Annotated in this window: 22 protein-coding genes and 1 pseudogene; 12 read left to right on the top strand and 11 right to left on the bottom strand. The window is 44.3% G+C overall.

All coding sequences use genetic code 11. The features are described from left to right. A complete protein-coding gene (locus FO441_RS01005; RefSeq protein ID WP_145284510.1) occupies positions 1–1,989 on the bottom strand; it encodes an acyltransferase family protein in 1,989 nt (662 codons plus the stop codon). 323 nt (positions 1,990–2,312) lie between these two features. Between FO441_RS01005 and FO441_RS01010 the strand changes: the two genes are divergently transcribed. From FO441_RS01010 to FO441_RS01020, 3 genes are all read left to right on the top strand, one after another. Next, a complete protein-coding gene (locus FO441_RS01010; RefSeq protein ID WP_145284513.1) occupies positions 2,313–2,804 on the top strand; it encodes a hypothetical protein in 492 nt (163 codons plus the stop codon). Positions 2,805–2,814: 10 nt separating this feature from the next. Continuing rightward, positions 2,815–3,447, top strand: coding sequence for a P-loop NTPase family protein (locus tag FO441_RS01015; protein ID WP_145284516.1), 633 nt, complete (start codon positions 2,815–2,817; stop codon positions 3,445–3,447). Between the two features lie 373 nt (positions 3,448–3,820). Beyond that, positions 3,821–5,845: an acyltransferase family protein gene (locus FO441_RS01020; RefSeq protein WP_145284519.1), complete on the top strand. Its 2,025-nt coding sequence runs from the start codon at positions 3,821–3,823 to the stop codon at positions 5,843–5,845. A gap of 120 nt (positions 5,846–5,965) precedes the next feature. Here FO441_RS01020 and FO441_RS01025 read toward each other — a convergent pair whose 3' ends face one another. After that, positions 5,966–6,922: a hypothetical protein gene (locus FO441_RS01025; RefSeq protein WP_145284522.1), complete on the bottom strand. Its 957-nt coding sequence runs from the start codon at positions 6,920–6,922 to the stop codon at positions 5,966–5,968. Between the two features lie 151 nt (positions 6,923–7,073). Here FO441_RS01025 and FO441_RS01030 point away from each other — a divergent pair, with 151 nt between their 5' ends. Continuing rightward, complete coding sequence (locus FO441_RS01030) at positions 7,074–8,219, top strand: O-antigen ligase family protein (RefSeq protein ID WP_246094967.1); 1,146 nt, start codon at positions 7,074–7,076, stop codon at positions 8,217–8,219. Positions 8,220–8,222: 3 nt separating this feature from the next. Here FO441_RS01030 and FO441_RS01035 read toward each other — a convergent pair whose 3' ends face one another. From FO441_RS01035 to FO441_RS01050, 4 genes and pseudogenes are all read right to left on the bottom strand, one after another. Beyond that, positions 8,223–9,008 (bottom strand): WecB/TagA/CpsF family glycosyltransferase, encoded by a 786-nt coding sequence (locus FO441_RS01035; RefSeq protein ID WP_145284525.1) that lies wholly within the window; start codon positions 9,006–9,008, stop codon positions 8,223–8,225. Positions 9,009–9,051: 43 nt separating this feature from the next. After that, on the bottom strand, positions 9,052–10,386 hold the full coding sequence (gene tagH, locus FO441_RS01040) for a teichoic acids export ABC transporter ATP-binding subunit TagH (RefSeq protein WP_145284528.1): 1,335 nt from the start codon (positions 10,384–10,386) through the stop codon (positions 9,052–9,054). An 11-nt stretch (positions 10,387–10,397) separates the two neighbouring features. Next, positions 10,398–11,219 (bottom strand): ABC transporter permease, encoded by an 822-nt coding sequence (locus FO441_RS01045; RefSeq protein WP_145284531.1) that lies wholly within the window; start codon positions 11,217–11,219, stop codon positions 10,398–10,400. 36 nt (positions 11,220–11,255) lie between these two features. Continuing rightward, positions 11,256–12,416: pseudogene (locus FO441_RS01050) on the bottom strand (CDP-glycerol glycerophosphotransferase family protein); the annotation flags it as partial. A 154-nt stretch (positions 12,417–12,570) separates the two neighbouring features. Between FO441_RS01050 and tagD the strand changes: the two are divergent. Both tagD and FO441_RS01060 read left to right on the top strand, forming a co-directional pair. Then, complete coding sequence (tagD, locus tag FO441_RS01055; RefSeq protein ID WP_145284537.1) at positions 12,571–12,966, top strand: glycerol-3-phosphate cytidylyltransferase; 396 nt, start codon at positions 12,571–12,573, stop codon at positions 12,964–12,966. Then, a complete protein-coding gene (locus FO441_RS01060; protein WP_145284540.1) occupies positions 12,959–14,122 on the top strand; it encodes a CDP-glycerol glycerophosphotransferase family protein in 1,164 nt (387 codons plus the stop codon). Before tagD ends, FO441_RS01060 begins: the two co-directional genes overlap by 8 nt. Here FO441_RS01060 and FO441_RS01065 read toward each other — a convergent pair. The 5 genes from FO441_RS01065 to FO441_RS01085 all read right to left on the bottom strand — a co-directional run bounded on the left by FO441_RS01065 (position 14,119) and on the right by FO441_RS01085 (position 19,754). Next, positions 14,119–16,788, bottom strand: coding sequence for a CDP-glycerol glycerophosphotransferase family protein (locus FO441_RS01065; protein ID WP_145284543.1), 2,670 nt, complete (start codon positions 16,786–16,788; stop codon positions 14,119–14,121). The two genes, FO441_RS01060 and FO441_RS01065, sit on opposite strands and share 4 nt — an antisense overlap. 156 nt (positions 16,789–16,944) lie before the next feature. After that, the gene (locus FO441_RS01070; protein ID WP_145284546.1) at positions 16,945–17,427 is read right to left on the bottom strand and encodes a pyrimidine dimer DNA glycosylase/endonuclease V; all 483 of its coding nucleotides are present in this window, start codon (positions 17,425–17,427) and stop codon (positions 16,945–16,947) included. Beyond that, positions 17,427–17,867 (bottom strand): YtoQ family protein, encoded by a 441-nt coding sequence (locus FO441_RS01075; protein WP_145284549.1) that lies wholly within the window; start codon positions 17,865–17,867, stop codon positions 17,427–17,429. The genes FO441_RS01070 and FO441_RS01075 overlap by 1 nt, the downstream gene beginning before the upstream one ends. Before the next feature lie 96 nt (positions 17,868–17,963). Then, the gene (locus FO441_RS01080; protein WP_145284553.1) at positions 17,964–18,581 is read right to left on the bottom strand and encodes a flavodoxin family protein; all 618 of its coding nucleotides are present in this window, start codon (positions 18,579–18,581) and stop codon (positions 17,964–17,966) included. Between the two features lie 102 nt (positions 18,582–18,683). Further along, a complete protein-coding gene (locus FO441_RS01085; RefSeq protein ID WP_246094969.1) occupies positions 18,684–19,754 on the bottom strand; it encodes a YkvI family membrane protein in 1,071 nt (356 codons plus the stop codon). Positions 19,755–20,014: 260 nt separating this feature from the next. Between FO441_RS01085 and FO441_RS01090 the strand changes: the two genes are divergently transcribed. The 6 genes from FO441_RS01090 to FO441_RS01115 are packed head-to-tail and all read left to right on the top strand — an operon-like array spanning position 20,015 to position 26,483. After that, positions 20,015–20,686 (top strand): YveK family protein, encoded by a 672-nt coding sequence (locus FO441_RS01090; protein ID WP_145284556.1) that lies wholly within the window; start codon positions 20,015–20,017, stop codon positions 20,684–20,686. Positions 20,687–20,707: 21 nt separating this feature from the next. Next, the gene (locus FO441_RS01095; protein ID WP_145284560.1) at positions 20,708–21,418 is read left to right on the top strand and encodes a CpsD/CapB family tyrosine-protein kinase; all 711 of its coding nucleotides are present in this window, start codon (positions 20,708–20,710) and stop codon (positions 21,416–21,418) included. Continuing rightward, positions 21,415–22,209 carry a tyrosine-protein phosphatase gene (locus tag FO441_RS01100; RefSeq protein WP_145284564.1) on the top strand — a complete coding sequence of 265 codons (795 nt, stop codon included), beginning with the start codon at positions 21,415–21,417 and terminating at the stop codon, positions 22,207–22,209. The genes FO441_RS01095 and FO441_RS01100 overlap by 4 nt, the downstream gene beginning before the upstream one ends. A 20-nt stretch (positions 22,210–22,229) precedes the next feature. Next, positions 22,230–24,035, top strand: coding sequence for a polysaccharide biosynthesis protein (locus tag FO441_RS01105; protein WP_145284566.1), 1,806 nt, complete (start codon positions 22,230–22,232; stop codon positions 24,033–24,035). Then, positions 24,035–25,276 (top strand): asparagine synthase-related protein, encoded by a 1,242-nt coding sequence (locus tag FO441_RS01110; protein ID WP_145284569.1) that lies wholly within the window; start codon positions 24,035–24,037, stop codon positions 25,274–25,276. Before FO441_RS01105 ends, FO441_RS01110 begins: the two co-directional genes overlap by 1 nt. Continuing rightward, complete coding sequence (locus FO441_RS01115; protein ID WP_145284571.1) at positions 25,260–26,483, top strand: lipopolysaccharide biosynthesis protein; 1,224 nt, start codon at positions 25,260–25,262, stop codon at positions 26,481–26,483. Before FO441_RS01110 ends, FO441_RS01115 begins: the two co-directional genes overlap by 17 nt. Positions 26,484–26,486 lie beyond the last annotated feature (3 nt).

Below are 26,486 nucleotides of genomic sequence, written 5' to 3' on the forward strand. Positions count from 1 at the left end.
CTAGCTTTCTATTATTTTCATTACGTCTTCTCTTATTACTGGTCCCATTGTAGTGGCGTAGGTTTCGTTGATGTGGCCTCCGTCATAGTAGATAAGCACTTTACCGATAATCGGTTCATATACGCCATCAACTTTGAAATATTCCGTATAGTCTACGGGATGGACATTAGGGGACTTGTACTCGACGCGTTTCCATGGCATTGTTTCATCCATCGGTTCTACACTGAGCATTTTCTCTTTAGTGGCTTCGTATCCATACTGGTCAAGGTACTCGGGTATATTGAAACCGAAACGCTGGTTGTCCCTTATTGCCAGCACTGGCAATCCTACGTCATCTCCGATTTTATTCAGCTGTTTCACCATGCCTTCGGGTGGCTTTGGATAATCGGCCAATCCAAGATCTGCAGTCGCAACTACCAGGTCTATCTGGTCTTTATTTTCTCTTAGATAGTTGATTGCATTCTTGTTCCATTCCGCCTGAGGGCCACTTTCATGGCGCGTTGAAAATCGGCTGCCGAGCTGAGTCATATTGATGATCCGGATCTTTTCCTCTTGAGCAAACTGCTGGAGGGCTGGCAGCCAGTGGGCAGAGTGAGAGCTCCCTGCCAGAACAATCGTGTGCGCGTAGTTTTCAGTTACCCCGTATTCGGCAATCTCAAGCTCTCCTTTGGTTTTTGGCTGGTGGACCTTATCTTCATAGGAATCAGCAAGGTTTTCCTGGGCCTGGGCTGCAGAAGGGATATATTCCTCCGGATTTGTATTGACTGGCCGATTTTCTTTTAAAGCATAGGCGCCAGGATAATTTTCAAAACTGAAGTTTTCATCATTGCTTGGTATCGTAGTCTCATAATAGTAGTATAGGCTCGATGCGACTGCTGCATTTATGAGGAGACCGGTTGCGATTATGATTACAGGTTTTATGCTGATACTCATGGAACGAATCGGTTTTTCTATAAAGCGGGTAACAAACCATGACAATATGAATGAAAGCAGTATGATGCCTGTACCAATCCACACAGTCGGTATTTCTTCATGATGGTACTGATAGAATGATAGCAGAACCCAATGCCAGAGGTAGAGGCCAAAAGCAAGCCCGCCTGCTTTCATCATCCATGACCTGCCAAGGAAGGATTTTACGCCATATTTCGTATCCATGTTGCCGGAGACAAGTATCGCCACCGCGCAAAGCATTGGCCATAGGGCTATATAGCCAGGGAACAAAGTAGAGACATCAAATATGATGCCTGTCAGTATCAGACCGACAAGTCCAAGCCAACCGATGATATCTGCAAGAACTCCTGGTATGTTGATTCTTGACAGGTTGATGGCGAGCAGTCCCCCAAGGGAGAACTCCCATACACGTGTAGTGACATCAAAGTATGCCCAAGGCTGGTTGACTTCCGTCAAATAGATGGAATATATCAAGGATGCAGCAAAAAGGATGGTTAAAAATATATTGATCAGTTTCACGCCATTAATTCTGCTGTTCTTTTTCAAAATGAAGAAAACCAGAGTGAACAGGATGAACCATATAATATAGAACTGTCCTTGTATGGACATTGCCCAAAAGTGTTCGAGTGGCGTTTTCATCTGTTCACGATCGAGATAATCCGTATTTGATAATGCCAATTGCCAATTCTGATAGTAGAATAGGGAAGCGAATACTTCCTGGAAAGTCTTGTCCATTATGGACCTTGGCAGAAAGAAGATACTAAGTATGATAACAGTTAGTACGACTGTAACAACTGAAGGTAAGAGACGCTTTAATAGGTTGATGATGTAAGGGAAAAATTTGAATTCTCCTGTTTTGTTGTACTTTGAAACGATGGATGTTGTAATCAGAAATCCTGAGATGACGAAGAAGACATCCACACCCCCGGAAACCCGGCCAAGCCAGATATGATAGATCGCAACAAGCAGAGCTGCAATGATGCGCAGTCCTTCAATCTCAGGGCGAAACTTTCTTTCTATATCAATTGTCTGATGCATAGCACTGTACTCCTTAAACTGAATTCAGCTATCCATTATACTGGAAATGTATAAGATTTTACATGTTTTTCTTATGTAAACGGAAAATATACGGAAAATCACATGATCCACAACAGAAAATATAAGAAATCCTTTCAATACTTATAAAAATTGAGAGAAATGGATGAGGCTGAATGATAAAATACTGGTAAGAGATTTTCTTATACATTTAAAGAGCACGTTATACTGAAAACTATAATAAACGTTTTCCATACGTTATTGTATATAGAAGAGCGATGTAAAATCGAAAGGAAGATTAGATGTATTTTCTGAAGAGAAACTGGATGGACATTCTTGTTTTTGCATTGATTGTTGGTTCTGCGGGAACATTCATAAGTGCCCTTGTCTTTCCGCAAACATTTGACTATGAAGAATTTTATCTACTCGATAATGAACTGTCAGCAGAACAGTACTCTAATATTTCCATTCAAGTAAATGAGATGATCAATAATGATGAGACCAGACTCGCTGAGACCGTCCATAGGGAAGGATCGAATACCATTGAGTTGAAAATCAATGATGCCAATAAGGGGACAATAGAAGGTGTCAAAACTGAATTTGATGAAATATTGAGCACCATGGGACTATCATTCACAGATGATAATGGGACGCAGTGGAATCCAATAAATAATTTTCTGCCTAAAGTAGTGACGATTATCATTTCGATACTTATAGGTACAATTATTGGAGTAGTGTATGCATTAGGCAACCGTAGAGTAATGAGTGACGAAGATGTAAAGCATTATCTGGGACAGAAGACTCTTGGTACATTCTAGGAGGAAAATTATGCGAAAGCAAAGTGAGGTCGACAACTTTCAAGGTGTGGATCACGAAATACTGGAAAACTTGCAGACTGCCACCAAGGTCATTAGGAATACCATGGGCAGGAATGGCTTGCAGACATTACTGGTCAGTTCTGTTAATGACAGTTCTGGAGTAGCCGAAGCCGCCACTCACATTGCTTATCTGATGGTGCAGTTGGGGCAGAGAATATTACTGATCAACATGGATTGTACAATGGAAGAACATGTTGTGTCACGACTGCAACCTGAAAAAGGGGACAAGCTTCTTAAAACTTTGGCTGGTTCCCCCTACATGAGCGAAGCAATCAAGCAGACACAGTACGATGAGCTGAATTATATTGGAATAGAAGATGTAGATGATAAAGAATTGATGGATATAATCGATGGTAGTAATCTTGATTCCAGACTCAATCCTTTGAGAAACTACTTCGACACCATTATCATTATCGGCCCCGACTATGAAAGGTATGAGCGTTACTCAAGCATATTTGAAACTGCAGACAGTCTCGTAACAATTTCAAAAGATAATACCAGTGATTATAGAAAACTCAGAACATATTTGAATGAATCGGACTTGTTCAAACTTTATAGCCTGGGCGTGATTCGACATAGGTAGAGAGTAGCTAAAACCAATCTACCAGTGTTTTATTCTGCATTATCATTTTCTGTTCGCTTAATACACACTCAATACTATTGCAGTGATCAATCTGCTGTTTTCATTTGCTGTCGACCATATGTTGAGACATTGCTGAAACAGTAGATGCTGGTCATTGCAATTTTTTAGTAGGCTAAGATTTATATTGCCACCTCACATATTATTCTATATTATAAAAATAACATATTACATTTTCAAAATATTTAAAAATATGTAATTGAAGGATGGCAAGCCAAGGGCCATAATTGAATTCCATATAACAGTGATGCTGAATTTCCAGTCGACGATATAATGACAGATCGAGTTTATAGAAAACTTTAAAGAAGGTCATATTATGTCAAAATCAAATGTGCAGTTGGACATGCAGCAAAAGCAGTTCAGACCGGAAATTGAAGGCTTGCGTATTGTCGCAGCCCTACTTGTTGCAATCTATCACATATGGATGCAGAGGGTATCTGGTGGCGTGGATGTATTCTTTGTCGTATCCGGTTTTCTTATTACAGCTTCCCTATTATCCAAAGCAGGGAAGAATGGTACAGTCAATTTCTTCGACTTCATACTGGGACTCGCAAAACGGTTGCTCCCTGCGGCGCTGATCGTACTGCTTACCGTCATCATAGCCAGCTACTTCCTGTTGCCCGAGACGCAATGGAACCAGACGATAGGGGAAGTATTTGCGTCACTCTTCTATTACGAAAACTGGCAGCTTGCCTTATCGAATACCGATTACCTGGATCAGACCAATGAAAAGAGTCCGGTGCAGCATTTCTGGGCGATGAGCATCCAGGGACAATTCTATATCATCTGGTTCTTCATCATCATTTCTGCACTCTGGATCAGCCAGAAGTTCACTAGAAACATCAGAAAGACGCTATTCATCATTCTGTCGGTGCTGACGGTCGCCTCTCTCAGCTACTCGGTCCATATTACAGCGATAAACCAGCCGTGGGCATATTTCGACACGGGTGCGAGAGTATGGGAGTTCGCACTTGGCGGCATATTGTTCCTGTTCATTACAAGAATCAAGCTTTCAAGTGCATTGAGCAGTGCAGCGGGGTGGCTCGGCTTCATCGCTCTGATCAGCTGTGGTCTCTTGCTTGATGTGGGCGGGCAGTTCCCCGGACTCATCGCCCTCTGGCCGGTACTGGCAGCCATCCTGGTCCTCGTTGCCGGACAGAACCCGACAAGGTTCGGGGTGGAGAAGTTCCTCGGCTCAAAACCGATGATGAAACTGGGCGGCTATTCATATGGGCTGTATTTATGGCATTGGCCGATACTGGCATTCTATTATGCCGTGATGGAAACGAGAAATGTACCGGTCCACCATGGCATCCTGATCATTCTCGCATCGTTCATGCTGTCCTTTGCAGTGACAACTATCATCGAGAAGCCGATAAGGAGCATCAAGGAAAAGAATCGCTACCATTCGAAAGCAATTGCCGCGCTGGTCATAGTGGCTGTTCCTGTTTTCGTTGCCAATACACTATGGAGTGGTTCCATCAAGGAGGATGTGGCTGCAAGTACTGCCGAGGGATCGGAGGAATTTCCAGGAGCGCTGGCCATTGTGAATGATCTGGACATCTCCTATGATGAAAATACGGAATTGCTGCCGAGTCCTGCGAACCTGGATATCAATATGGCGATCACCTACGAAGTCGGATGCCACCATGAAGAGGGCCAGGAAGAATTGCCGGTATGTGAATACGGGGAACTGGAGAATCCGGAATACGAAGTGGTGCTGGTGGGCGGGTCCCATGTTGTCCCTTGGCTGAGCACCATACAAACTTTCGCAGAAGAGGAAAAGATCAAGATATACAACATCACTAAAATAAGCTGCCGTTTCAACGGCACAGGCACAGGAGAAGATATGTCGGAGGAGTGTCCCAAGTGGAACCAGATGGCCAAGGAGAAGGTCATCGAACTCGATCCTGATCTGGTCATCGTCAATACGGATATCGGCATACCGACTTCCCCGGTCGTCGAGCCTGAGCGGGTGGAGCTGTACAGGGAACTCGATACCCACGATCTTGAAATATTCGGCATCAGGAACAACCCGCGTCCGCTGTTCGATATGAATGTGTGTGCAGATCCTGCAAATATAGATCATGAAGAATGTTCGATTGTTGCAGAGGAATACGTGCCCATGCCAAGCAAATGGGACAGGGTGGAAAATAAGCCGCCGAATGTCACAGAATATGACTACTCCGAATACTTCTGCCCGGATGGCACATGTCCAGCCATCATCGGGAAGCGGATCGTATACTTCGACGGCTTCCATATGTCGAGAAGCTATGCTGAATCATTGGGACCGATTGTAAGAGAGGATCTGGTGGCAAAGCTCGAGGAGATGGATCGCTAGTTGTTTGATGAATGATAGTTTTGTAGAACACTTTCCAGTAATTCCATATTGAAAAATGATGGAATTATTTGGGGAAAATAAATAAGTGATGCAGCCAACATGCTGCATCACTTATTTCAGTTATTGGACGGGTACATTGTCCAATTCTTCATAGGAGACGATGTAATAGCGTCCATCCTGCTCAATCACGTCATATCTCATGTAGGTCTCATTTACACCATCGGATGTTGCATGGGAGTACTCTCGATAGGCGTAGACGTGTAGGGTGCCATCTGCAGCCTCTTCAACTCTATCAATCTGGACGGAGTAGGTCATATGATTTGCGAACTGGCCGGAAGCTTTGTTGGCAACAAGGCGTTCATGTCCTTCTGATCCAGGATAGAAGTAACTCTCTGCCTGGTTGCTCACACCACCGAAATAACCAGGCAAGGCAAATAGATAATCGGTTATAAAGTTTTCTGGGTATTCAGCGTCCGGTGCCGTGTCGGGTACAGCTTCGCCTTCCTGGCTCACAATGTCACGTGATTCACCGTACTTCATCTCGAATGAATATTTAACAGCGCATGGCAGGCATCCACTCCCTGGCGCCTGCGGCAGCGTGCCATCAGCCACCAGCTTTTTATATGCGTCAAATTGTGCATTCAACGGGACATTCTCACATTCAGTCAATTGGGACATGATGCACTGTTCAGCATCGGTATATGCAGATGATTCTTGTGGTTGAACCGTCTCTTCCGTCGATGTTTCTGTTGTTTCTTCCGTCGATGGCTCGGCTGTTTCCTCGGAAGAAGCTTCTGTGGATGGTTCAGCAGATTCCTCCGATTCCATTTCAGTTGTCTCTTCTGACTGTTCCTCAGTTGTCTCTTCTGTAGGCTCCGGTTCTTCCGATGTAATCTCTTCCACACTTTCTGCGTCAGTATCCTCCAGTGTACTTTCTTCAGAACTTGCCATGGATGTATCAGCTTGCTCACTTTCGGAAGATGCTTCTGGTTCGTTGTCACCGTTACAGGCAGTCATGAAAAGCAGAATGCTGGCTACCAGTAACATCATCTTCAAATAGAAGCTCAGATTATTCATTATGCCCCCCTTATTTCCTTTTTCTCAGTGTAATGGAACGAGAAAATAAAAGATACATTTTTCACCATAAGTTTTCAAAATACCTTTTCAACTTACTTTTCCATCAAGACATGATAGAATAACGTATCAGACAAATGGGAGAGGGACAGTAATGGCCAGAATAGAAATGGAACGTTCTTATTTTACATATGAAGCATTGCTGTTCACCATTGTGTTCACACTGCTGTTTACAATGACGAACATTGTCATGATGGACTACCGTGGCATACAGAATCTTATCTCCTCACAGGATCCGTTCATGATTCTGATACTGGGGGCGATTCTTGCCTACTTATATAAGAATTCCAAATTGTCATTTGCGCCACTCAGAAAAGCCTTCCTTGCTCTTTGGGGACTCTATATCGGTTTTGTATTCCTGAGCATGTTCATCGCCGACCACTTCGTTGCTACAGAAGCCCTGATACTGCTTATGGTGACGGTTATCCTTGCTTATAAGATACCAAAGCAGCTGATCATCTATCTGGTGCTCGCTGCACTGATCAGTCTGCCATCCCTGCTCATCATCGATCATACTCTGAATGAGTCGGGGGCAACACTGGTGATGGTCATCACAGCCGGCTTCCTGATTGTACCGAGAACGAACCGTGCGATGATCCTCTATCTGCTGCCTGCCTTCCTGGTACTCAACCTGATAACAACAAGCCGGACCGCAATGGGAGTATTCCTGCTGATTGCAGTATTCCAGCTGGCCTGGATCAACCTGTATCAGACACCAGGAAGACAGAAGAGATGGTTCTTATGGGTCACAATTGGTGCAGTAGCGGCTGTACTGGTCCTGTTTGCAGGACGCATCTATCAGTTTTTCATCGGTGGAAATCTCGGTAGTGGCGGATTTAGTTGGAACCAACTGACATCATCACGCTACGAACTATGGGCAACGGTGTGGCACAATAGACAATGGTTCGGGGAGGGGCACAGCTACTTCGATTTCACCGATCTGCTGCATGCCCATAACATCCTCTTCGATACACTCGGACGCTACGGCATCATTGCGGTGATCCTGTTCATCCTGGTACTCGCGAGCATCTGGGTCCTGTCCATCACGAAGTATACAGTCAGCATCTTCCTGTTCATGAGTGCCTACATGCTGATCGGCATGTTCGAGTACAACTATCTGTTCATGTTCGTCTACTTCTCACCGATTGTCCTGTTCTTCATACTGACTGCCTATCTGCTGACATTGAGGGAAGCCCATACGAATGTTATAGAACTGAAAAAAGCGCTGAGATTTGATTAGATCTCAGCGCTTTTTGCGTGCCCGGCTTCTATTGTAGCCAATGATTTTTCCAAGGTGTCGGATGATGGGGATATGCATCAGCATGAACTGGCCGACCTTGACGACACGGATGATGCGTTTCGGCTGTCTGATCAGCCGGTATAGCCACTCGAGCTGGAATCGGATCCAGATGGAAGGTGCGCGCTTGCTCATTCCGGATAATGCATCCAGGCTGCCGCCAACCCCCATGAAGACGCCTTTGTCGAACCGATTGATATGATCTCTGATCCAGCCTTCCTGCTTCATCATGCCAAGTGCCACAAGAACGATATCGGGCTTCGCCTCGACGACGGTTCTGATAAACGCTTCGTCATATAGATCTGCGTAACCGTGCTGTCTGCCCGCGACGATCAGTCCCGGGTATTTTTTCAGTGCATTTTCAACGGCTTTTCTGTTCGAGTCTTCTTTGGCACCGATGAAGTAGACACTGTAGCCTTTCTCAGCAGCATGGCCGAGCATATGATGCATGACATCGACGCCACACAGTCGCGCGTCAATCGGTGTGCCCATCATCTTTGCCGCATTGATGATGCCGATGCCATCGGGCAATACGTAGTCGGCGGACTGGACGGTCTCCTTGAATCGGGCATTGTGGCGCGTGGCAATGACGATCTCCGGATTGGCAGTGACAATAAAACATTTCTGCGACTGTGCCAGACGTGGATAGACTGCATTGCTTAGAAACAGATCCATGGTCGTACTCGTGAAGTCGATATCCATCACCCGGACGTTCTTGAATTGGTCTGTCATATTAATCCCCTCTGTTCATAGGAAAATACCGGTCACAGACCGGTTATCCTTTATTGATGACGTTGTTGCTGTGGATCCAGACGTCCGCATCTTCCCCTTTAATACGGCCTCTGTACCATACATTGTTCCCGATCAGTACTGTTTCCGAGACATAAAATGAAGTGCCCGCGTAATCTGCCAGTGATTCATGGACGTACTGCCTGTGTCCGCCCCACGGGTCGGTGGATGCGTAGCCTCTGCCGCGTAATATGAAATCCTTCTGGTCGTAGTCGACTAGGATGTGGACGTGGGACGTCGTCTCGATGGCTTTGATCCAGCCGATGACGCCTTCGGTGCCACTCGGTTTTGTGCTGAGCAGGTAGTAGCTTTCGAACTGGTAGGTGGCGACCCTTTTTACATAATATACCCGGTTTTTATACTTTTGAGCATCGCGTATGTTGGCGTTGCTGTCGGGTGTCTCGTATATGTCGGTGCAGTCGGCTTTGAGGTGCGCGAGCCGGCTGACGGGATCCACAGTGTAGCCGTGTGCCGCAGACAGCTCATCCCCGTCATCGAGAATCTTGAGGTTGCCATACTGCTTGTAGTTGTATGCGTTCGGATCCCGGTCCATTACACGCGTGCGGTAGTCGTCGCGTTCCTCCTTCGACATCGCCTGCCATTTCAGCAGAAACGATTCATAGAGCGGAAGGACATCCCGCACTTCACCGAATGCCTTGACACGTCCGAATTCAAGCCACAGGATCTTGTCGCAGAAACTTTTCATCTGGCTGATCGAATGGCTGACGAAGATCATCGTCTTGCCCTGTTCCTTGAATTCAAGCATCTTCCTGAGGCTCTTCTCGGCAAATGCCTTGTCACCGACCGACAGTGCCTCATCGATGATCAGGATGTCAGGGTCAACATTGACGCTGATGGCAAAGCCAAGCCTCGACTTCATTCCACTCGAGTAGGATTTGACCGGCTGGTCGATAAAACTCTCGAGTTCCGAGAAGGCGATGATGTCCGGTTCGAGTGCCTTGATCTCATTTTTGGAGAAGCCGAGCATCAGGCACTTCAGCTCGATATTGTCCCGGCCCGTCAGTTCATCATTCAGCCCCGAGGCCACCGCAATCAGTGCTGTCTGTCCATTGACGTGCACTTCGCCGCCGGATTCCGGTACGATGCCGGCAATGATGTTCGACAGGGTGGACTTGCCGGAGCCGTTGATGCCGATGAAGCCGACGACATCGCCTTTGTCCGCTTCGAAGTCGACACCGTTCAATGCATGGAATGTGCGGCCATGACTGCGCGGACTGAGCAGCCCCATGATGCGTGCCTTCTGGCTGTCATACAATGTATATTGCTTGGTCAGGTTTCTGGTAATGATTGCTTTAGTCATTTATATCCCTCTTATAGGTAGTCGATGAAATTCCGTCTGAACTTCACGTGCAGTACCGAGCCGATTGTAAGCAGCACGGCAATCAGCCCCCAGAAGTAGAGTGTCAGCTCCCAGTGGGTGACGAGGTACCATTCGGTGCCGAAGAATACGGAACGGTAGCCTTCGATCAGGTAGACGAGCGGATTCAGCTGCATGATCTTCATCAGTGTCGGGAAGTCCGACAGCAGTGACAGCGGCCACAGTACACCGGACAGATAGAGTGCCATGCGCAGCAGTGAATTGAGCAGCAAGTGCACGTCACGGACGAGTGTCGACAATGTTGACGTGATCAGTGAAAATGAAAACACTAGCACGTATGTGCCGAACACGAAGTAGAGCAGCTGGACGTAGTATATATTGATGTAGTATCCGGCAAACTGGAAGACAACGAAAGCGATCACCAGCATGAGGATATGCGTATAGAATTTAGAGAATATCGTAATGTTCGGAATCAGGCTGAGCGGGAAGTTCATCTTCGACAGCATCTTCAGGCGCTTGTAGATCGACTTTGAAGCCTCGATGCTGCCCTGGAAGAAGAATGTCCATACGACGAAGCCGATGAACAGCCAGAAGAAGAAGGGCACTTCCATGCCGCCCATCTCGATCGGCTCCCGCTGTCTCAGTGTCGCAAATACGAACCAGTAGATCAGTATGCTGATCATCGGTGTGAGGATCTCCCACACGATACCGAGGTAGTTGTTCTGGTTCTTGCTCTTTATGTCATACATGGACAGCCGTCTCACCAGATAGAGGTGGGACAGCTGCTCACGCAAAATGATCCATATGGATTTCATCTGTTATTTCACAACCATTCATTCATCGTTGTTGAATTATACAATTTTATCATTCAAATGACAAACAATCTCGTCACACACACGCTTTGTAGCATTCCCGTCCTCAAGCGCACAGAACCGCGCCCTGAAGGCCGCCGTGTTGTACTTTTCATTGAATCTTCCGGATTCGCCTTCATACACCGCATGGATCAGCGCATCCGTCGTCTTCACAAGCGGTCCCGGTGCTTCCTGATCGAAGTCGAAATAGAAGCCGCGCAGCTTGTCGCGGTAGTTGTCGATATCGTACGTATAGAAGATCATCGGACGCTCGAGGTTCGCATAGTCGAAAAAGACGGAGGAGTAGTCGGTGATCAGCATGTCGGAGATGACATAGAGGTCGCGGATATCCTCATACTGTGACAGGTCATAGAGGAAGCCTTCATATCCAGTCAGATCCAGATTCTCCGCAATGAGGTAATGCAGTCTCAGAATGATGATATAGTCATCGGACAGCTCACGGCGCATCTTCTCCGTATCAAACTGCAGGTCGAACTTGTACTTGCCGCGCTCGTGATAGGAATCATCGCGCCATGTCGGTGCGTAGAGGATGACCTTCTTATCAGCCGGCAGACCGAGCTTCTTTCGTATGTTCTCCCTCGCCGCTTCGTCGTTGTTTGTAAACAGATGGTCGTTCCTTGGATAGCCCGTCTCGAGCATCTCCTTATCGAACTGGAACGCCCGTCTGAATATATCCGTCGAATAGCGGTTCGGCGAAATCAGATAGTCCCATTTGCTGGCTTCCGTCGTAAAGTTCCGCTTGTACCGCTCAGTATCCGTCCCCGGCATATGTACCGTATCGATATCTGTACCGAGCCGCTTTAGCGGCGTGCCATGCCACGTCTGCAGATACGTCGTGCCTTCCGGTTTCGGGATCCATAGCGGCAGGCGGCTGTTGGTCACCCACAGCGTCGCCTTGTTCATGTAGATCATCCAGCTCGGCGTGAAGCGGGAGACGTAGGGAATGCCATATTTTCTGAAGATCCGTGCATGCTTGCGGTCGACGCTCCACATCAGCCGGTACTCCGGATACTGGATCGACATGTACTCGTAGATCGCCCGCGGGCTGTCGCTGTACTGCTTGCCGAGAAAGCTCTCGAACATGATCAGCCGATAGTCCTTATGGAATGAATTGCCGAGCAGCCGGAACAGTATTTTATACATTTTCAGAGATAAGATTTTCAAAGTTTTCATTTTCACCACACCTGTATTAATGTTAATTTGCGTATTTATGGTATAATCTTTACGTTATCTTTACCATATTAACCATAACTTCAACATTATATCATCAACGGGGTATATCAGGGGGCAAAGCATGAAAAAAGTAATCACCTATGGCACATTCGATCTGATTCATATGGGCCATATCAATATACTGCGCCGGGCAAGGGCGCTCGGAGACCATTTGACCGTGGCAGTATCGTCGGATGACTTCAATACACTGAAGCATAAGCAGGCATACTATTCCTATGAGGACAGAAAAGAGATACTCGAATCCCTGCGTTTTGTGGACGAAGTGATTCCCGAATGCAGCTGGGACCAGAAGATCGAGGACATAAAGAAGTATGACATCGATCTCTTCGTCATGGGTGGCGACTGGGAAGGGGAGTTCGACTTCCTCAAGGAATACTGTGAAGTGAAGTACCTGCCACGTACTGAAGGCATCTCCACGACGAAGACCAAAACGGACCTGTCGCACAGAAATGTTTAGGGAAGCAGGGCTTTCGCTCTACCTGGCTGTGGTGCGCGTCCTGTTCACTGTCTGCAGTGTACTGCCGCTGAAAAATAAGACCGTCATGCTCTCGGCATTCGGGGACAATATCCAGCAGGTGATCAGTGAAGTATCACGGGAGACATCGTCCCGGATCATCGTGCTGAAGGAACCGGGATGCAGACGCACCTTCCACGATGTGCCGGAATCGGACATCATCCAGTTTTCGCCGAAGTCCATAACAAATCATTTTAAGGGCATCTACCATCTTGCCACATCGAAGGTGGTGTTTGTCGATTCCTATCACGTCATCCTCGCATCATGCGATTTCAGACAGGATGTGACATGCATCCAGCTGTGGCATGCCAATGGAGCGGTCAAGCTGTTCGGTCTTCGGGATAAGACAATCAAGGAGCGGTCGAGATCCGCACATAGACGGTTCAGACGCGTGTACCAAAGATTCCATAAGGTGGCGGTCAGCTCCGATGCCATGGCGGAGATCTTCAAGGCTGCATTTGGCCTGAAAGGTGACAATATGCTTAAAGCCGGTGTTCCACGGACGGACTTCTTCCATTCACAGACCGCGCTCGATGCTGCGAAAGACAAGGTAACTGGAAGGCTGCCGCAAATAGAGGGCAAGCAGGTCATCCTGTATGCACCGACATTCCGGGATGACGACTTTGAAGTCTGTACACTGCCGCTTGATATCGATGCCATGGAGGTTGCACTGGGTGGCACGTACCATCTGCTCATCCATCTGCATCCGGCAGTGGATTTCGAAGGATTCGACAATACCAGTTTTGCGACGGATGTATCAAAGGGGTATGACATATTCGAACTGCTCAGCATTACGGATATTCTGATTACGGACTATTCATCGATTCCATTCGAGTTCAGCACACTGAAAAGACCGATGATCTTCTATCCGTATGACCTTGAACAGTATGAAGAGAAAAGGGGCATCTGGTTCGACTACGAATCCTTTGTCCCTGGACCGGTTGTTCACAATACAAAAGGTATCATCGAATCCATCACAAACCAGGCATTCGACAATGAAGAAATCGAAGCATTCGACCGGAAATGGAACACCTACGCCGATGGCAATGCCACGCGCCGGCTGGTTCAATCAATATACAAAAATAGCATCGGAGATTAATCCCCGATGCTATTTATTTTATCCATGACTGCATTATAAATTCGTCTGCGGTTTTTATGATCCTGATAAGTGAATATTCCCGACAAATCATTGGTCTTCGGCTGGAAGCCGTTATGAATGTATGTCTCAATCGCATCCACCAGTGCCTCTTCCGTATGGGCAATATCTCCGATGAAAGTTTCCGGAATTGGCCTGAGACTGCCTTGTCTGAAGAACCGCTTCGCATCGAAATGATAGTAGGCGACCGGCTTTTGCATCAAAGTGAAGTCGAAGCTGACACTTGAGAAGTCGGTAATAAGTAAGGCATGCTGTATCAGCAGGTCCTGGACCGTCTGCTGACCGAGCCGGATGAAGCGGATGTTCGGACCAAGGTCCATATGTTCATTGTTGAAAGAGCCCTGTGCCCGGTAGTGCGGATAGAAGTTCAGTTGTACATCGTTTTCTTCAAGCAGCCGGTTCAGCCGTGCATTGTGGATGAAGCTGTTATAGCGGGAAAAATACTCGCTCGCGAGAAACGCCTCGTCCGTATTAATCCAGTCCCGCCATGTCGGCATGAGCAGAATGTCCTTAGGATGATCATCATAAGGGAGCAGGTCGAAGCGGGCGAGTCCTGTAACAGCCACTTCCTCATCACTGTACCCCATTTTATTCATGACGACATCTTGCTTCTCCACTTCACTGCTGACGATGAACAGATTGAACGGCAGGTCATAGTATTTCCGATGGTATTCCACCGGCTTGCGGCCAAGTACGCCATGCTGGAGAAAGATTTTGACCGTGTCTTCATATCCGAAGAATCCTCGAGCTGCCTTATAGGGCAGCAGATTTTCAAGGTCATGAGTACCGAGCAGCACGCCTGCACGAAATGCCACATCGAAATGCATCTTTGAACCGAAGCGGAGGACGTTTGATTCCTCCCTGATCTTCTGATAGTCCTCCGATGTATCCTCGATGACGTAGTATGCCTCAATATCCGTGTGTGCCTTCAGCCATCTGAACATGGCATAGCCATTATCCTGGGCGGTATCATACCGCTCGCCGAGCAGCCACATATTCATATCCTTTTCAATTGAACCTTTAGGCAGCTCGATGCTCTCGGGAATCATGAAGCTCTCGAGTTTCAGATTGTTGAATGGCGTGATTGTAATCAGATGATAGTGCGTGTTCCCAAGAGAATCCATTACTTCTTGCCGGCCGTAGTGGGTATCCTTCTTATAGACGGCATCTTTCAGTTTGATCTTCTCTTTCCGCAGCACGTTCCCACTGGAATGGACGATTTCAACGAACAGGTCGATGACCGTCTTATCTTTGCTTTTGATGTCGATGATATCAACTGATCTCAAGTCCACCCGAAATCGTTCATCAATCTCCACCCGGGCATATTCCTGTGAATACCGGTCGACGAATGCAAGGTAGGGTGTACAGTCGATAAATGCATCCTGCCCCTTTATATAGCCATGAATCGTAAAGTCATCCACCTGTACCACCTGCCGTCTGAGTGGACGCTGTGCCACATTGAAGCCGAGTAGTCCATCGCGGCGTCCATAGAACCAGATTTTAAAAATCTCGTGCTGATATTCCGCCTGAATCCGACCGGGAAACCCGATGGCGTTGAGGTTGCTGATATTCGGCTGAAGACGAATCGGTTCCGGCCCACTGGTTTCTAGTACCAGCCGCTTTCTTGAAACAGTATCGATCAGGGCGGAAAGGGGCACCTGGATCTCAGTCGCCATTGTCTCTTCAGAGCTTAAAAACGGTACTTCAACCGTTTCGCCCGTAGTGGCATCGACAATCATCAGTGTTTGCAATGTGGCGGGTGAATTGAATGCGAATTGCATATTAATATGATCATCTTCCACACTGGCATCAAACCGGGTCAGCTCAATCTCATGCTTCGTAATCTCTGCAGTCAAATATCCATCCTCGGAAAGATATGTAATCTCATGGTTCATTGTATCCATCGTCAGAGCATCTCCGCTGAAGGTCAGCGGTGCCAGTTCATGGCCATGAAGCAGGTAGAGCGTCGGATGCCCCTCAGTTAGTATGTTGAAATTTTCGACTTCCATAGTGTTGGCATCATGAGAAACATGCTCCAGCACTCTGAGCCTGCTCTGGTAGAGACATGCCAGGCGACACTCTGAATCCACTGTCTCTTTAACTTCCAACTTCAGATGCCCATAAGCTGCAGATAGATGTTCAACCTCTGCCGGCTGTGCCATATTGAAGCGGTAGCCAGGTAACAAATTCTCGATCACCAGACTGCCTTGTGTCGATACGTTGAAGTATTTATCGTTTGAGAAGAAGGACAGCTTCTGGCGCTCTTCATTCCCATCCAGTCCAACAATCATCTGCTTCTGGTTATGTTTCACCTCGATGGATGCTCGACCGTCCATATCATCGAGCACTATGTAGGGGACCTTGATCTGCAGCCGGTTCTGCTCGATACGGTAATCGAGGCCGTATTTTGTACCAGCAGAGGACAGCTCTATCTCCAGCTTATGCTCCAGTTGATACTTCATGAAATTCTTTAATGTCAGGTTGACGGTGAAGTGGTGTGCATGGGTTTCCACATCATGCAGTGTCACCTTCTTGATCAGATACTCCCGTATATTGCGGGGCACCCGCTTCCGGAGCCTGCTGCCCATCTTTCTCCTGAATGTGTTCATAGCCACACCTCCTGTATGTATGGTGTCTTATCCATATTCTACTTCATTTCACGATTCAAGTACAAAGCAGTTTGAAAATAGGAGAGTGGCACGACCACCCCAATCCATACATTAGAAAAGAGCAACTGGCTTACCAGATGCTCCTTATAGACGATACTATTCAATTTCGAACTTTACCCCACACCTTGGCGGAATGGTATCATTCATCCATTTGTCATTCAGCAGCTGGACATAGAGATCGTATGCCGCATTGCCATAGATCTTATCCTCTCCAAATACATAGAAGGGTGGCAATGGTTCGTCACTCCATAGGTCCTCATGGGAGAAGTGGGTGATCAGCTGCTTCAGTGCTTCGAGGTCCTCACGAAACTTCGGACTCCGCTTGCCGCCACGGCGCTGGTGCTCGAGGTCACATGCAACAAGCAGTTCGAATGTGTCGGTAATATAAGGATAGCCGTTGTTGTATATATGATTCACAATCGGGTGGTGCCGATAGCGCGTATTCGTATCCAGTATCTCAAGCAGGCTCAGATTGACCCGCAGAATCTGATAGAGTTCGAGCACCTGCTTGCTCAACCTGCGGTTGTCGAGATACCGCGCGCTCACTTCATGCGAAGGGCTGACTCTGAATACTTGCATTATTCGTAGATGTAGGCGAGCACATCGAGCGCCTGTTCCACGGTCTCCACCGTGATGTTCGCCTTGTTGGACAACTCTTTAAGCGGGTGGATCAGTTCTTCCGGACGCACGATGATGAGCGGCTTGCCGAGTGTCACAGCAGCGCTCGCATCCATCGCCGTATTCCATTGCTTGTACTTCTCGCCGAAGAGCGCAATGACGACATCCGACTTCTGCATAAGCACCTGTGTGCGCAGATTGTTGACGGCGGAAGCGGCATCATCCTTGAAGAAAGGCCCCGGCTGCTTGCCTAGGATAACCTCTCCGATATTGTCCGAACGGTCATGGTTCGTCTGCGGGCCGACGAAAGTGAGCGGCAGGTTCCTATCCTTCGCCAGACTTTTGACTTCCTCGCGCCAGTCGTCGTGGATCTGGCCTGCCAAGTATACTGTAAGTTCCATAATCATCCTCCTAGTGCTGTTTCCATCAATGATACCGTAAATCGATAGCCTTTAAAATAAAAGAAGCCCCGCCGAAGCGGGGCGATACCTCACATATTACATCGTGTTGCCTTCTGCTGGAATCGGATTTTCCTTCAAGATTTTTGCCAGATGCATCGTATTATAGGCAAGCATCTGTACGTGTGTCTTCGTGAAGTCGTTGTCCCGTTCCGTATCGATATATGAAGGGCCTGGACCAGCGTCTCCGACCCAGTACGTATCGACATTCGGTGGGATGGTGAATCCGATATGGGACAGTCCATAAAGGATGGATTGGGCAGCATGCTTCGCGCCGTCTTCATTACCGGTGACGACCACGCCGCCGACCTTGTTGTAGAAGATGGCCTGACCTTTGTCGTTCGTCAATGATGCGCTGCCATAGAGACGTTCAATCAGCAGTGTCGCAACACTACTCTTCTCGCCGAGCCAAATCGGTGTGCCGATGATGACGATGTCCGCTGCCTTCACTTTCTCGAGAATATGGGGGAATTCATCACCATCGCCCATGTCATCCGCAATCCCGTATCTGATATCGTAGTCGTTCACCCTAAGGATTTCCGTCTCGACACCTTCCTTCTCGTGTATATCCATGACTTCTCTCGCAAGGACTTCTGTACTGGATGCTTCATCTCCATACTTCAATGTTGTGTTGAGTATCAGTGCTTTCAATGCCACAAATATTCCTCCATTCGTTTAGCTATACATATTACTATGCCCGAAGTTGCCGGAATGGAAACACAAAAAGACACTGGAGAGAAATCTTCAGTGCCCAAAGAATCATACCAGCTTCTTCTGGGTGAACTTGTTCATCACCCAGCGGACGGTCAAGCCGGCTGCGATGAACAGTCCGATATAGCCGAATATCGGATAGAAGATGTTGACCAGATCCACAAATCCGACAAAGCTCAGTGCATAGCCGAATAATAGTCCAACAGTAAGCATGATCTTATACTTTTTGGAATAGGGTGCTGAAAACCGTGTCAGGAATGGATACATCAGACCGACTGCGGTATTATAGATGACGAGCAGCATGACAATCGACAGCCCAAGACTGAGTATCGGATGGATGCTCTCGGCAAGCACAAGTGTAGGCAGTGCGGCTTCATTGGCGATGTCCAGATTCGCGAGCAGTCCGCCATTGATCAGAAGCATCAGCAACAGGATGATGATGCCGCCGACAAGCGCACCCCGTCTTGCAGCTTTGTGTTTGGATGCCTCAGACCCCATGATGGACAGGAAACTGAAAGCACTGGCCAGTACAAGTCCGCTATAAGTAATTGCGTCCCACCACCATAGACCTGAAGGCGTCCGGTCGATGTCCGTATGCGCATTGACTTCACTGAATGGGATATCAGGGTTGAATATGTTGAATGCAGCTATGATGAGTATGAATATAATAAGGAATGGCGTCACCACACCAAGCACCGCAATGATCTTGTTGAAGTCGAGCAGCAGCGTGGCGAATACCGCAATCATCATGATCAGTGCACCGAGCCATGGCGCCACGCCGAAACTTTCATAGAATGCCGAGCCTGCACCGGCAAGCATGATGACCGCAATGCCGTATAGGAAAAAGACGAGTATGTAGTCGATGCCTTTTCCGATAATACTTCCAAACATTGTATTGATGGGTACCTCGTGGGAATCGGCTTTAAGTCGATAGCCGAGTTTAGCCGCCTGACGTCCAACAAATATGACGATCAGTGCAGAGAGCAGTATGGCAGCGTAGCTCCACGTACCATAGTTGGTAAAGAACTGGAGCATTTCCTGTCCAGTAGAAAAACCAGCACCTACAATGACACCTGTGTAGGCAAATCCAATAATCATCGATTCACGTCGATAGCTCAAAAAATCTCCTCCGTATTTTGTTTTGACACTCTATAACTATAGACACTTTCCGAAAACTTAAACAATATTTTGATAATGGTGCAGATCCGTGCAACAATGTGTCCACGGCAATTCATTTATCTTCGATTAATACTAATAAGAACAAGGTAGCGCTTTCTCCAAAAAGTTTGAAATATTTATGCCAATATCTTTCATATTCTGATATAGTAAGGAAATGTAAACATACATAACATATATACATATAAATTATGGAGGCCAATATGGAAGAAACATTGAATCTGGAAGACATTCTGGAAGTAATCAAGAAAAACCTGGCGATGATCATCGCCCTTGTACTGCTTTTCGGTTCCATCGCCGCATTCGCCACTGCATTTCTAATGACTCCACAATACGAAGCCAACACACAAATACTTGTGAGCCAGTCACACAATTCCGAAGTAGCTGTGGATAACCAGAACATTCAAGCCAGCCTTCAACTGATCAATACATATAGAGACATCATCAAAAGTCCGACCGTGCTTGATGATGTTGTCGCAAACCTTAATCTGGAACAATCGACCAGTGCACTATCTGAACAGATCACCGTCAACAATCAGGACCAGTCACAAGTTGTAACTGTTACAGTGTCAGATGCCAGTCCGGAAAATGCGGAAACGATTGCCAATGAAGTGGCAAATGTGTTCCAGCAGAGAGTGACGGAAGTCATGAACGTCGATAACGTCTCCATCCTTGCACCTGCTGACATCGGTGAAGATCCTTCCCCAGTATCTCCACAACCTTTGATCAACGTCGCAATTGGTATGATCCTCGGCGCACTGCTCGGACTCGGAATCGCGTTCTTGAGAGAATTCCTGGATAAGCGCGTGAAGACAGAAGAAGAAATTCAAAAACACTTGGATCTGCCGGTACTCGGAACCATCGCCAAATTCTAATAGTAGGAAGGAAATAGAGTTATGTTCAGAAGAGATAAGCATTCATATACGTCCGGTCCCAGACAATTGATTGTGGAAAAAGAACCGAAATCACCCGTCAGTGAGCAGTTCCGTTCCATCAGAACAAACATCATGTATTCAAGTGTGGATAAAGAAATTAAGACGGTAATTTTCACCTCTGCAACGCCAAGTGCAGGCAAATCGACGACTGCAGCGAATATTGCGCTTACATATGCTCAGTCGGGTAAGCGAACTGTACTAGTAGATGCGGATCTGCGTCGTCCGACAATGCACTACACATTTGAATTGACAAATCAGCGTGGGCTTTCAACAGCAATCGTCAATGATATGCCAGTGGAGAACATTCTCAGGGAAACCAGCATAGAAAATCTGGATGTCGTGACGAGTGGGCCCATACCACCGAACCCGTCAGAACTTCTATCTTCGAAGAAAATGGCACATCTGTTGAAGACATTCTCCATGCACTATGATATGGTCATCATAGATACACCGCCGCTTCTTGCGGTAACGGATGCTCAGGTGCTGAGTAAAGTTGTAGATGGTACAATACTGGTGACTGATGTGACTGGCAATAATAGAGACCGACTGCAGGATGCTAAAAAGTTGTTGGAAAAGGCAGATGCGAACATTCTAGGTGTCGTCATGAACAACAAGAAGATGAATACTAAAAATGATAACTATTACTACTATTATGGAAGTGATGAATCTTGATAGATATTCATAACCATGTACTGATTGGTATTGATGATGGACCGCAGACTGAAGAAGCGGCAGTCGCATTATTAAAGCAAGCCATTGATAATGGAATAACAGACATCATTGCAACTCCCCACCATCACAGTGGGGCTTTCTTTAATTCCGAAAGTAAGATTATAGAAAAAATGGAAGAGCTTACAAAGATAATAGAAAAACATCAACTAGACATCAAAGTGCATCCAGGTCAGGAAATACGTATCAACGGAGATATGGTGAGCGAACTGCAGTCTGGTGTCAGTCTCTCACTCAACCAATCGCAATATGTGCTGGTTGAGTTTTCATTTACAGATGTACCTAATTACGTGGAGAGCCTGTTATATGATTTGCAGATGAAGGGCTACATTCCTGTGATTGCACACCCAGAACGATGTAAGCCAATCATTAAGAATCCTGATAGACTTTACGAAATTGTAGAGAAAGGGGCGATTGCCCAAATAACCGCCTCATCCATTACAGGAGCTTTAGGAGATGATTTGAAAGAAGTGAGTCTCAAAATGATTGAAAACAATCTGGCACACGTCATATCCAGTGATGCACATAGTGCCGAGATAAGGCCTTTCCTTCTAAAAAAAGCATATGATGTGGTATCTGAAGAGCTCGGAGAAAACTTTACAGAAGTTTTACAGTTTAATGCTGACGCTATCCTTCATAATAAGGAAGTGAGAGTAAAGCCACCACAGAAGATGGAAACACAACAGAAGAAAGGCAAGAAGCAAAAGAAGAAAAAGTTTTTAGGACTATTTTAAACGGAAAGAAGCGTGAAGTTATGGGAGCGAAAGAACGTTATATTCTTCTCCTGATCATTGATTCAATCATAGTATCATTTTCAGTATTTATCGGTTATTACATATTGGCACCCTTTTTCTTGGAATACACTTGGCCTGTATTGCTGGTTACATCATTAATTCTCCTCATCAGTCATCATGTATTTGCTTATGTGTTTAACTTATACCACCGAGCATGGGAGTATGCGAGTGTAAGGGAGCTAATGGCGATTGCTCAAGCAGTAACAGCCTCAATTATTACTACATATATTTTAAATATATTACTATTTCAAACGACATTTACTAGATTGATGATTATTACATGGATGATGCATCTTATACTAATAGGTGGATCTAGGCTTTCTTGGAGAGTGGCAAGACATCGCGTGACTGGTAAGACAAATGGTGATAAAGAAATGAAAAGGACTTTAATAGTTGGTGCCGGTAAGGGTGGGTCACTACTAATTAAACAGATGCTTGATACTCCAGTAATGGGAATGACACCTGTCGTTGCGGTAGATGATGATCCATCAAAACAAAAAATGGAACTTGCTGGGGGGGTTAAAGTTGAAGGGGCTAGAGAAAATATTGCCCATCTCATTAAAAAATATGCGATTAAGAAGGTCCTTATTGCAATTCCATCTTTAAGTAAAACTGAACTTAATAACATATATGATATGGCAAATGACGAAAGTGTAGAAGTAATGATTATGCCAAATATTGACGATGTAATGTCTGGCCGTATAGAGGTTAATGAACTGAAAAAAGTAGAAGTAGAAGATTTACTTGGTCGTGAACCAGTAGAGTTGGATGCGCAAGGTATTGAAGACGAGATTAGAGATAAAACTATATTGGTGACTGGTGCTGGGGGGAGCATAGGTTCTGAAATAGTTAGACAAATAACTAAGTTTCAGCCGAGAAAGATAATTTTAGTTGGACATGGAGAAAATAGTATATATACAATTTTGGAAGAAATGATACTCCTCAAAAATAATACGGAATATATACCTATAATTGCTGACGTACAAGATCGTGAAAGAATCTTTGCAATTTTTGAAATGTATGAACCTAATATTATATATCACGCAGCTGCCCATAAACATGTTCCATTAATGGAATTTAATCCGACAGAAGCAGTAAAGAACAATATTATGGGAACGAAGAATGCAGCAGAAGCTGCGTGTTATCATAAAGCTAGTAAGTTTGTGATGATTTCAACAGATAAAGCAGTTAATCCTCCAAATGTAATGGGAGCTACTAAACGTATTGCTGAGATGGTTGTTCAATCGCTTAATGATGAGTACGAAGATACAACGCTTGTGGCAGTGAGGTTTGGAAATGTATTAGGAAGTCGTGGGTCAGTAATCCCTAAATTTAAAAAGCAAATTGAAATGGGTGGTCCTATAACTGTGACAGACGCGAGAATGACAAGGTATTTTATGACTATACCAGAAGCTTCAAGGCTCGTTATACAAGCTGGCATGCTTGCTAAAGGAGGAGAAGTATTTGTTTTGGATATGGGAGAGCCAGTTAGAATAGTAACTCTTGCTAGAAAAATGATACATTTGAGTGGGTTTAAAGAAGAAGAGATAGGCATCAATTTTTCAGGTATAAGGCCAGGAGAAAAACTATACGAAGAGCTATTAAATGAGGAAGAAGTTCATCCTCAACAAGTTTATGAAAAGATATATCGAGGTAAGTCACCGAAAATACCATATAAGGTCTTAGAAAAAAAAATTAACGCGTTTTACTCAAAAAAACTAAACAAAGAAGATTTAATTAGTTTTGCAAATGAAAGGAGATTATAATGAAGAAATATCATGAGTTTTTACAGCTTGGATTTATTTCAAAATCATACAGTGTTAAAGACAATATCAGTCTTAACTATGAATATAATGGCAATTTTAGTGAAATGGATGAAAGAAAATTATTGAACGAAGGATACGATATCTTACGTAAGGATATTAAGAAGCAAATAAACGTGGGTAAGGATTTAGTTGTTCCTATTAGTGGAGGCTTAGACAGTAGGCTTATACTATCTGCAATTTTAGAATTTAAAAATGCAGATAGTATAAAAACTTATACTTATGGAACTCCTGGTACACTAGACTACGAAATAGGCAATAAAATTGCTGCTACCACAGGTACTAACCATAGAAACTTAGACTTATCAAGTGCTGAATACAAATATGAAGATTTAATAGATTACAGTCAGAAAGTCGATAATCCAACAGTAATGTTTCATAATTTATCTTTAAGTCTTATGGATTTAAGTGAAAGTTCAATTTTAGTAAGTGGATTTTTGGGTGATGTGGTAAGCGGTAAACGTCTAGAATTCCTCGACGAAAGTAAATTAGAAAGCAGAAAAAGATACTTTAGAAATATGACACTACGAAATAAGTTTGATGTTGAAAATGAAGATATCATAAATTATTTGTCCGAGAATACAAATTACGAGGATTTAGATAATTTAACTGAGTTTGAAAAGCTATACATATTAGACTATAATCTTAAATCTAATTACAACCATGTTTTAGGTTACATTGATATGGATAAAGTATATACTCCTTTTTATAACACGGACTTCATGAATTTTTTACTATCACTACCAGCTTCTTATAGACAAAATCAAAGCTATTACAAAAAATTAATATTCGAAAAAGCGTCTACGTATTTAAATGAAGTTCCTCTTAAAAACTTCTATGGAACAAAATACTACTCTAAAAATTATTCTCGCTATTTCCATAGAACTAAGAATGCAATCAAACATAGGATTAGCAAAAAGTCTAACCACTTTAATAGTCCTTATATAAACTATGTTGATTTCAGAAAAAAAATAATATTAGACAAGAATTTCAAAAGATTGTTATTAGGACTATTAGGAGACTTAAGAGAAAGAGGTGTGAATAATTATAATAGTGAAATAGAAAGAGCAATTGAGGAAATTAACACGAACAATATCACACATCCCTATAATTATTTATTACTATGCTCGCTAGAGATATATTTAAAACAAGGTAGAATGACTTTAGATGAAAGTATTCATTAAAAACCTATTTACGTTAATGACCGGTACTTTGGCCGGTCAAGCTATAATAATATTGACTATGCCAATTATTAGTAGAATATATTCACCTGCAAGCTTTGGAATATATTCATCCACAGTTGCGATAATTAATATTATTGCAGTAGCTACAACATTAAGGTACGAAATAGCAATAGCTATTAGTAAAGATCTCAAAGAACGCTACATATTATTTTCACTTTCATTAATTGTAAATGTACTTTTTACTATAGCACTTGCAATCATCTTACTTCTTGTAAACTTTCTCTTTTCAATGTTTAGTTATTTTATAATATTTTATATAGTAATAAGTGTTTTCTTAATCGGATTGTTACAAATATTTACAAATATCGGGGTGAGTTACAATGAGTTTAAGGTAGTTTCATTCACAAAGTTTTCCCAATCTTTTACACAAGTTTTAATACAATTGGTAGGATATTTTTTTAAAGAAAACTCATTTTTTCTCTTTTTAGGATATACCTTCGGAAAAGCAAATGGTCTAACCTTATTAGCTAATAAAACTTATAGCCACCTTAATATAAAACTTCTTAGCAAAAAAGAGTTAAAAAAAGTTGCATATAAGTTTAGAAGATTTCCGTTATATGTATTACCATCTTCGCTGATAAATGCGTTTACCTCAAACATAGTTGTTATTTTAATTTTAGTAGTTTATGGCGGGTTTTACGCTGGTATATACGGGTTTGTTATGAGGATTATAAATGCACCTTCTCAGTTAATCAGTAAAAGTTTCAATAATGCGCTTTATAAATTTTCGCATGATAGTAATATTCATCAATTGAGAAAAGTATATCTAATTACGGCAAGTTCTATTGCAATTTTTATTAGTTTAATACTTTTGATTTTTCTTAGTGTTAAAATTAATATATTTACCTTCTTTTTTGGTGAAGAATGGGCATATGTTAACAAAATAATAACCCCTTTATTATTTATGATGATTTTTCAATTTTCTGTAATACCTCTCTCAGAAATCTTAACTATTTTGAATAAGCAAAATATTAAACTAGCTTGGGATATTATTAAATTATTTATAACACTAGCCCTATTTTTCATGGCTTCGATTAAATTTATAGAATTTAATAATCTAATACTAATATATTCTATTTTAATGAGTTGTCTTTATATTCTTTTACACTATTTTATTGTAAAAGAACTTTATAAAAAATATAAATGAATT

The organism is Salinicoccus cyprini, from assembly GCF_007713705.1.
Lineage (GTDB): Bacteria > Bacillota > Bacilli > Staphylococcales > Salinicoccaceae > Salinicoccus > Salinicoccus cyprini.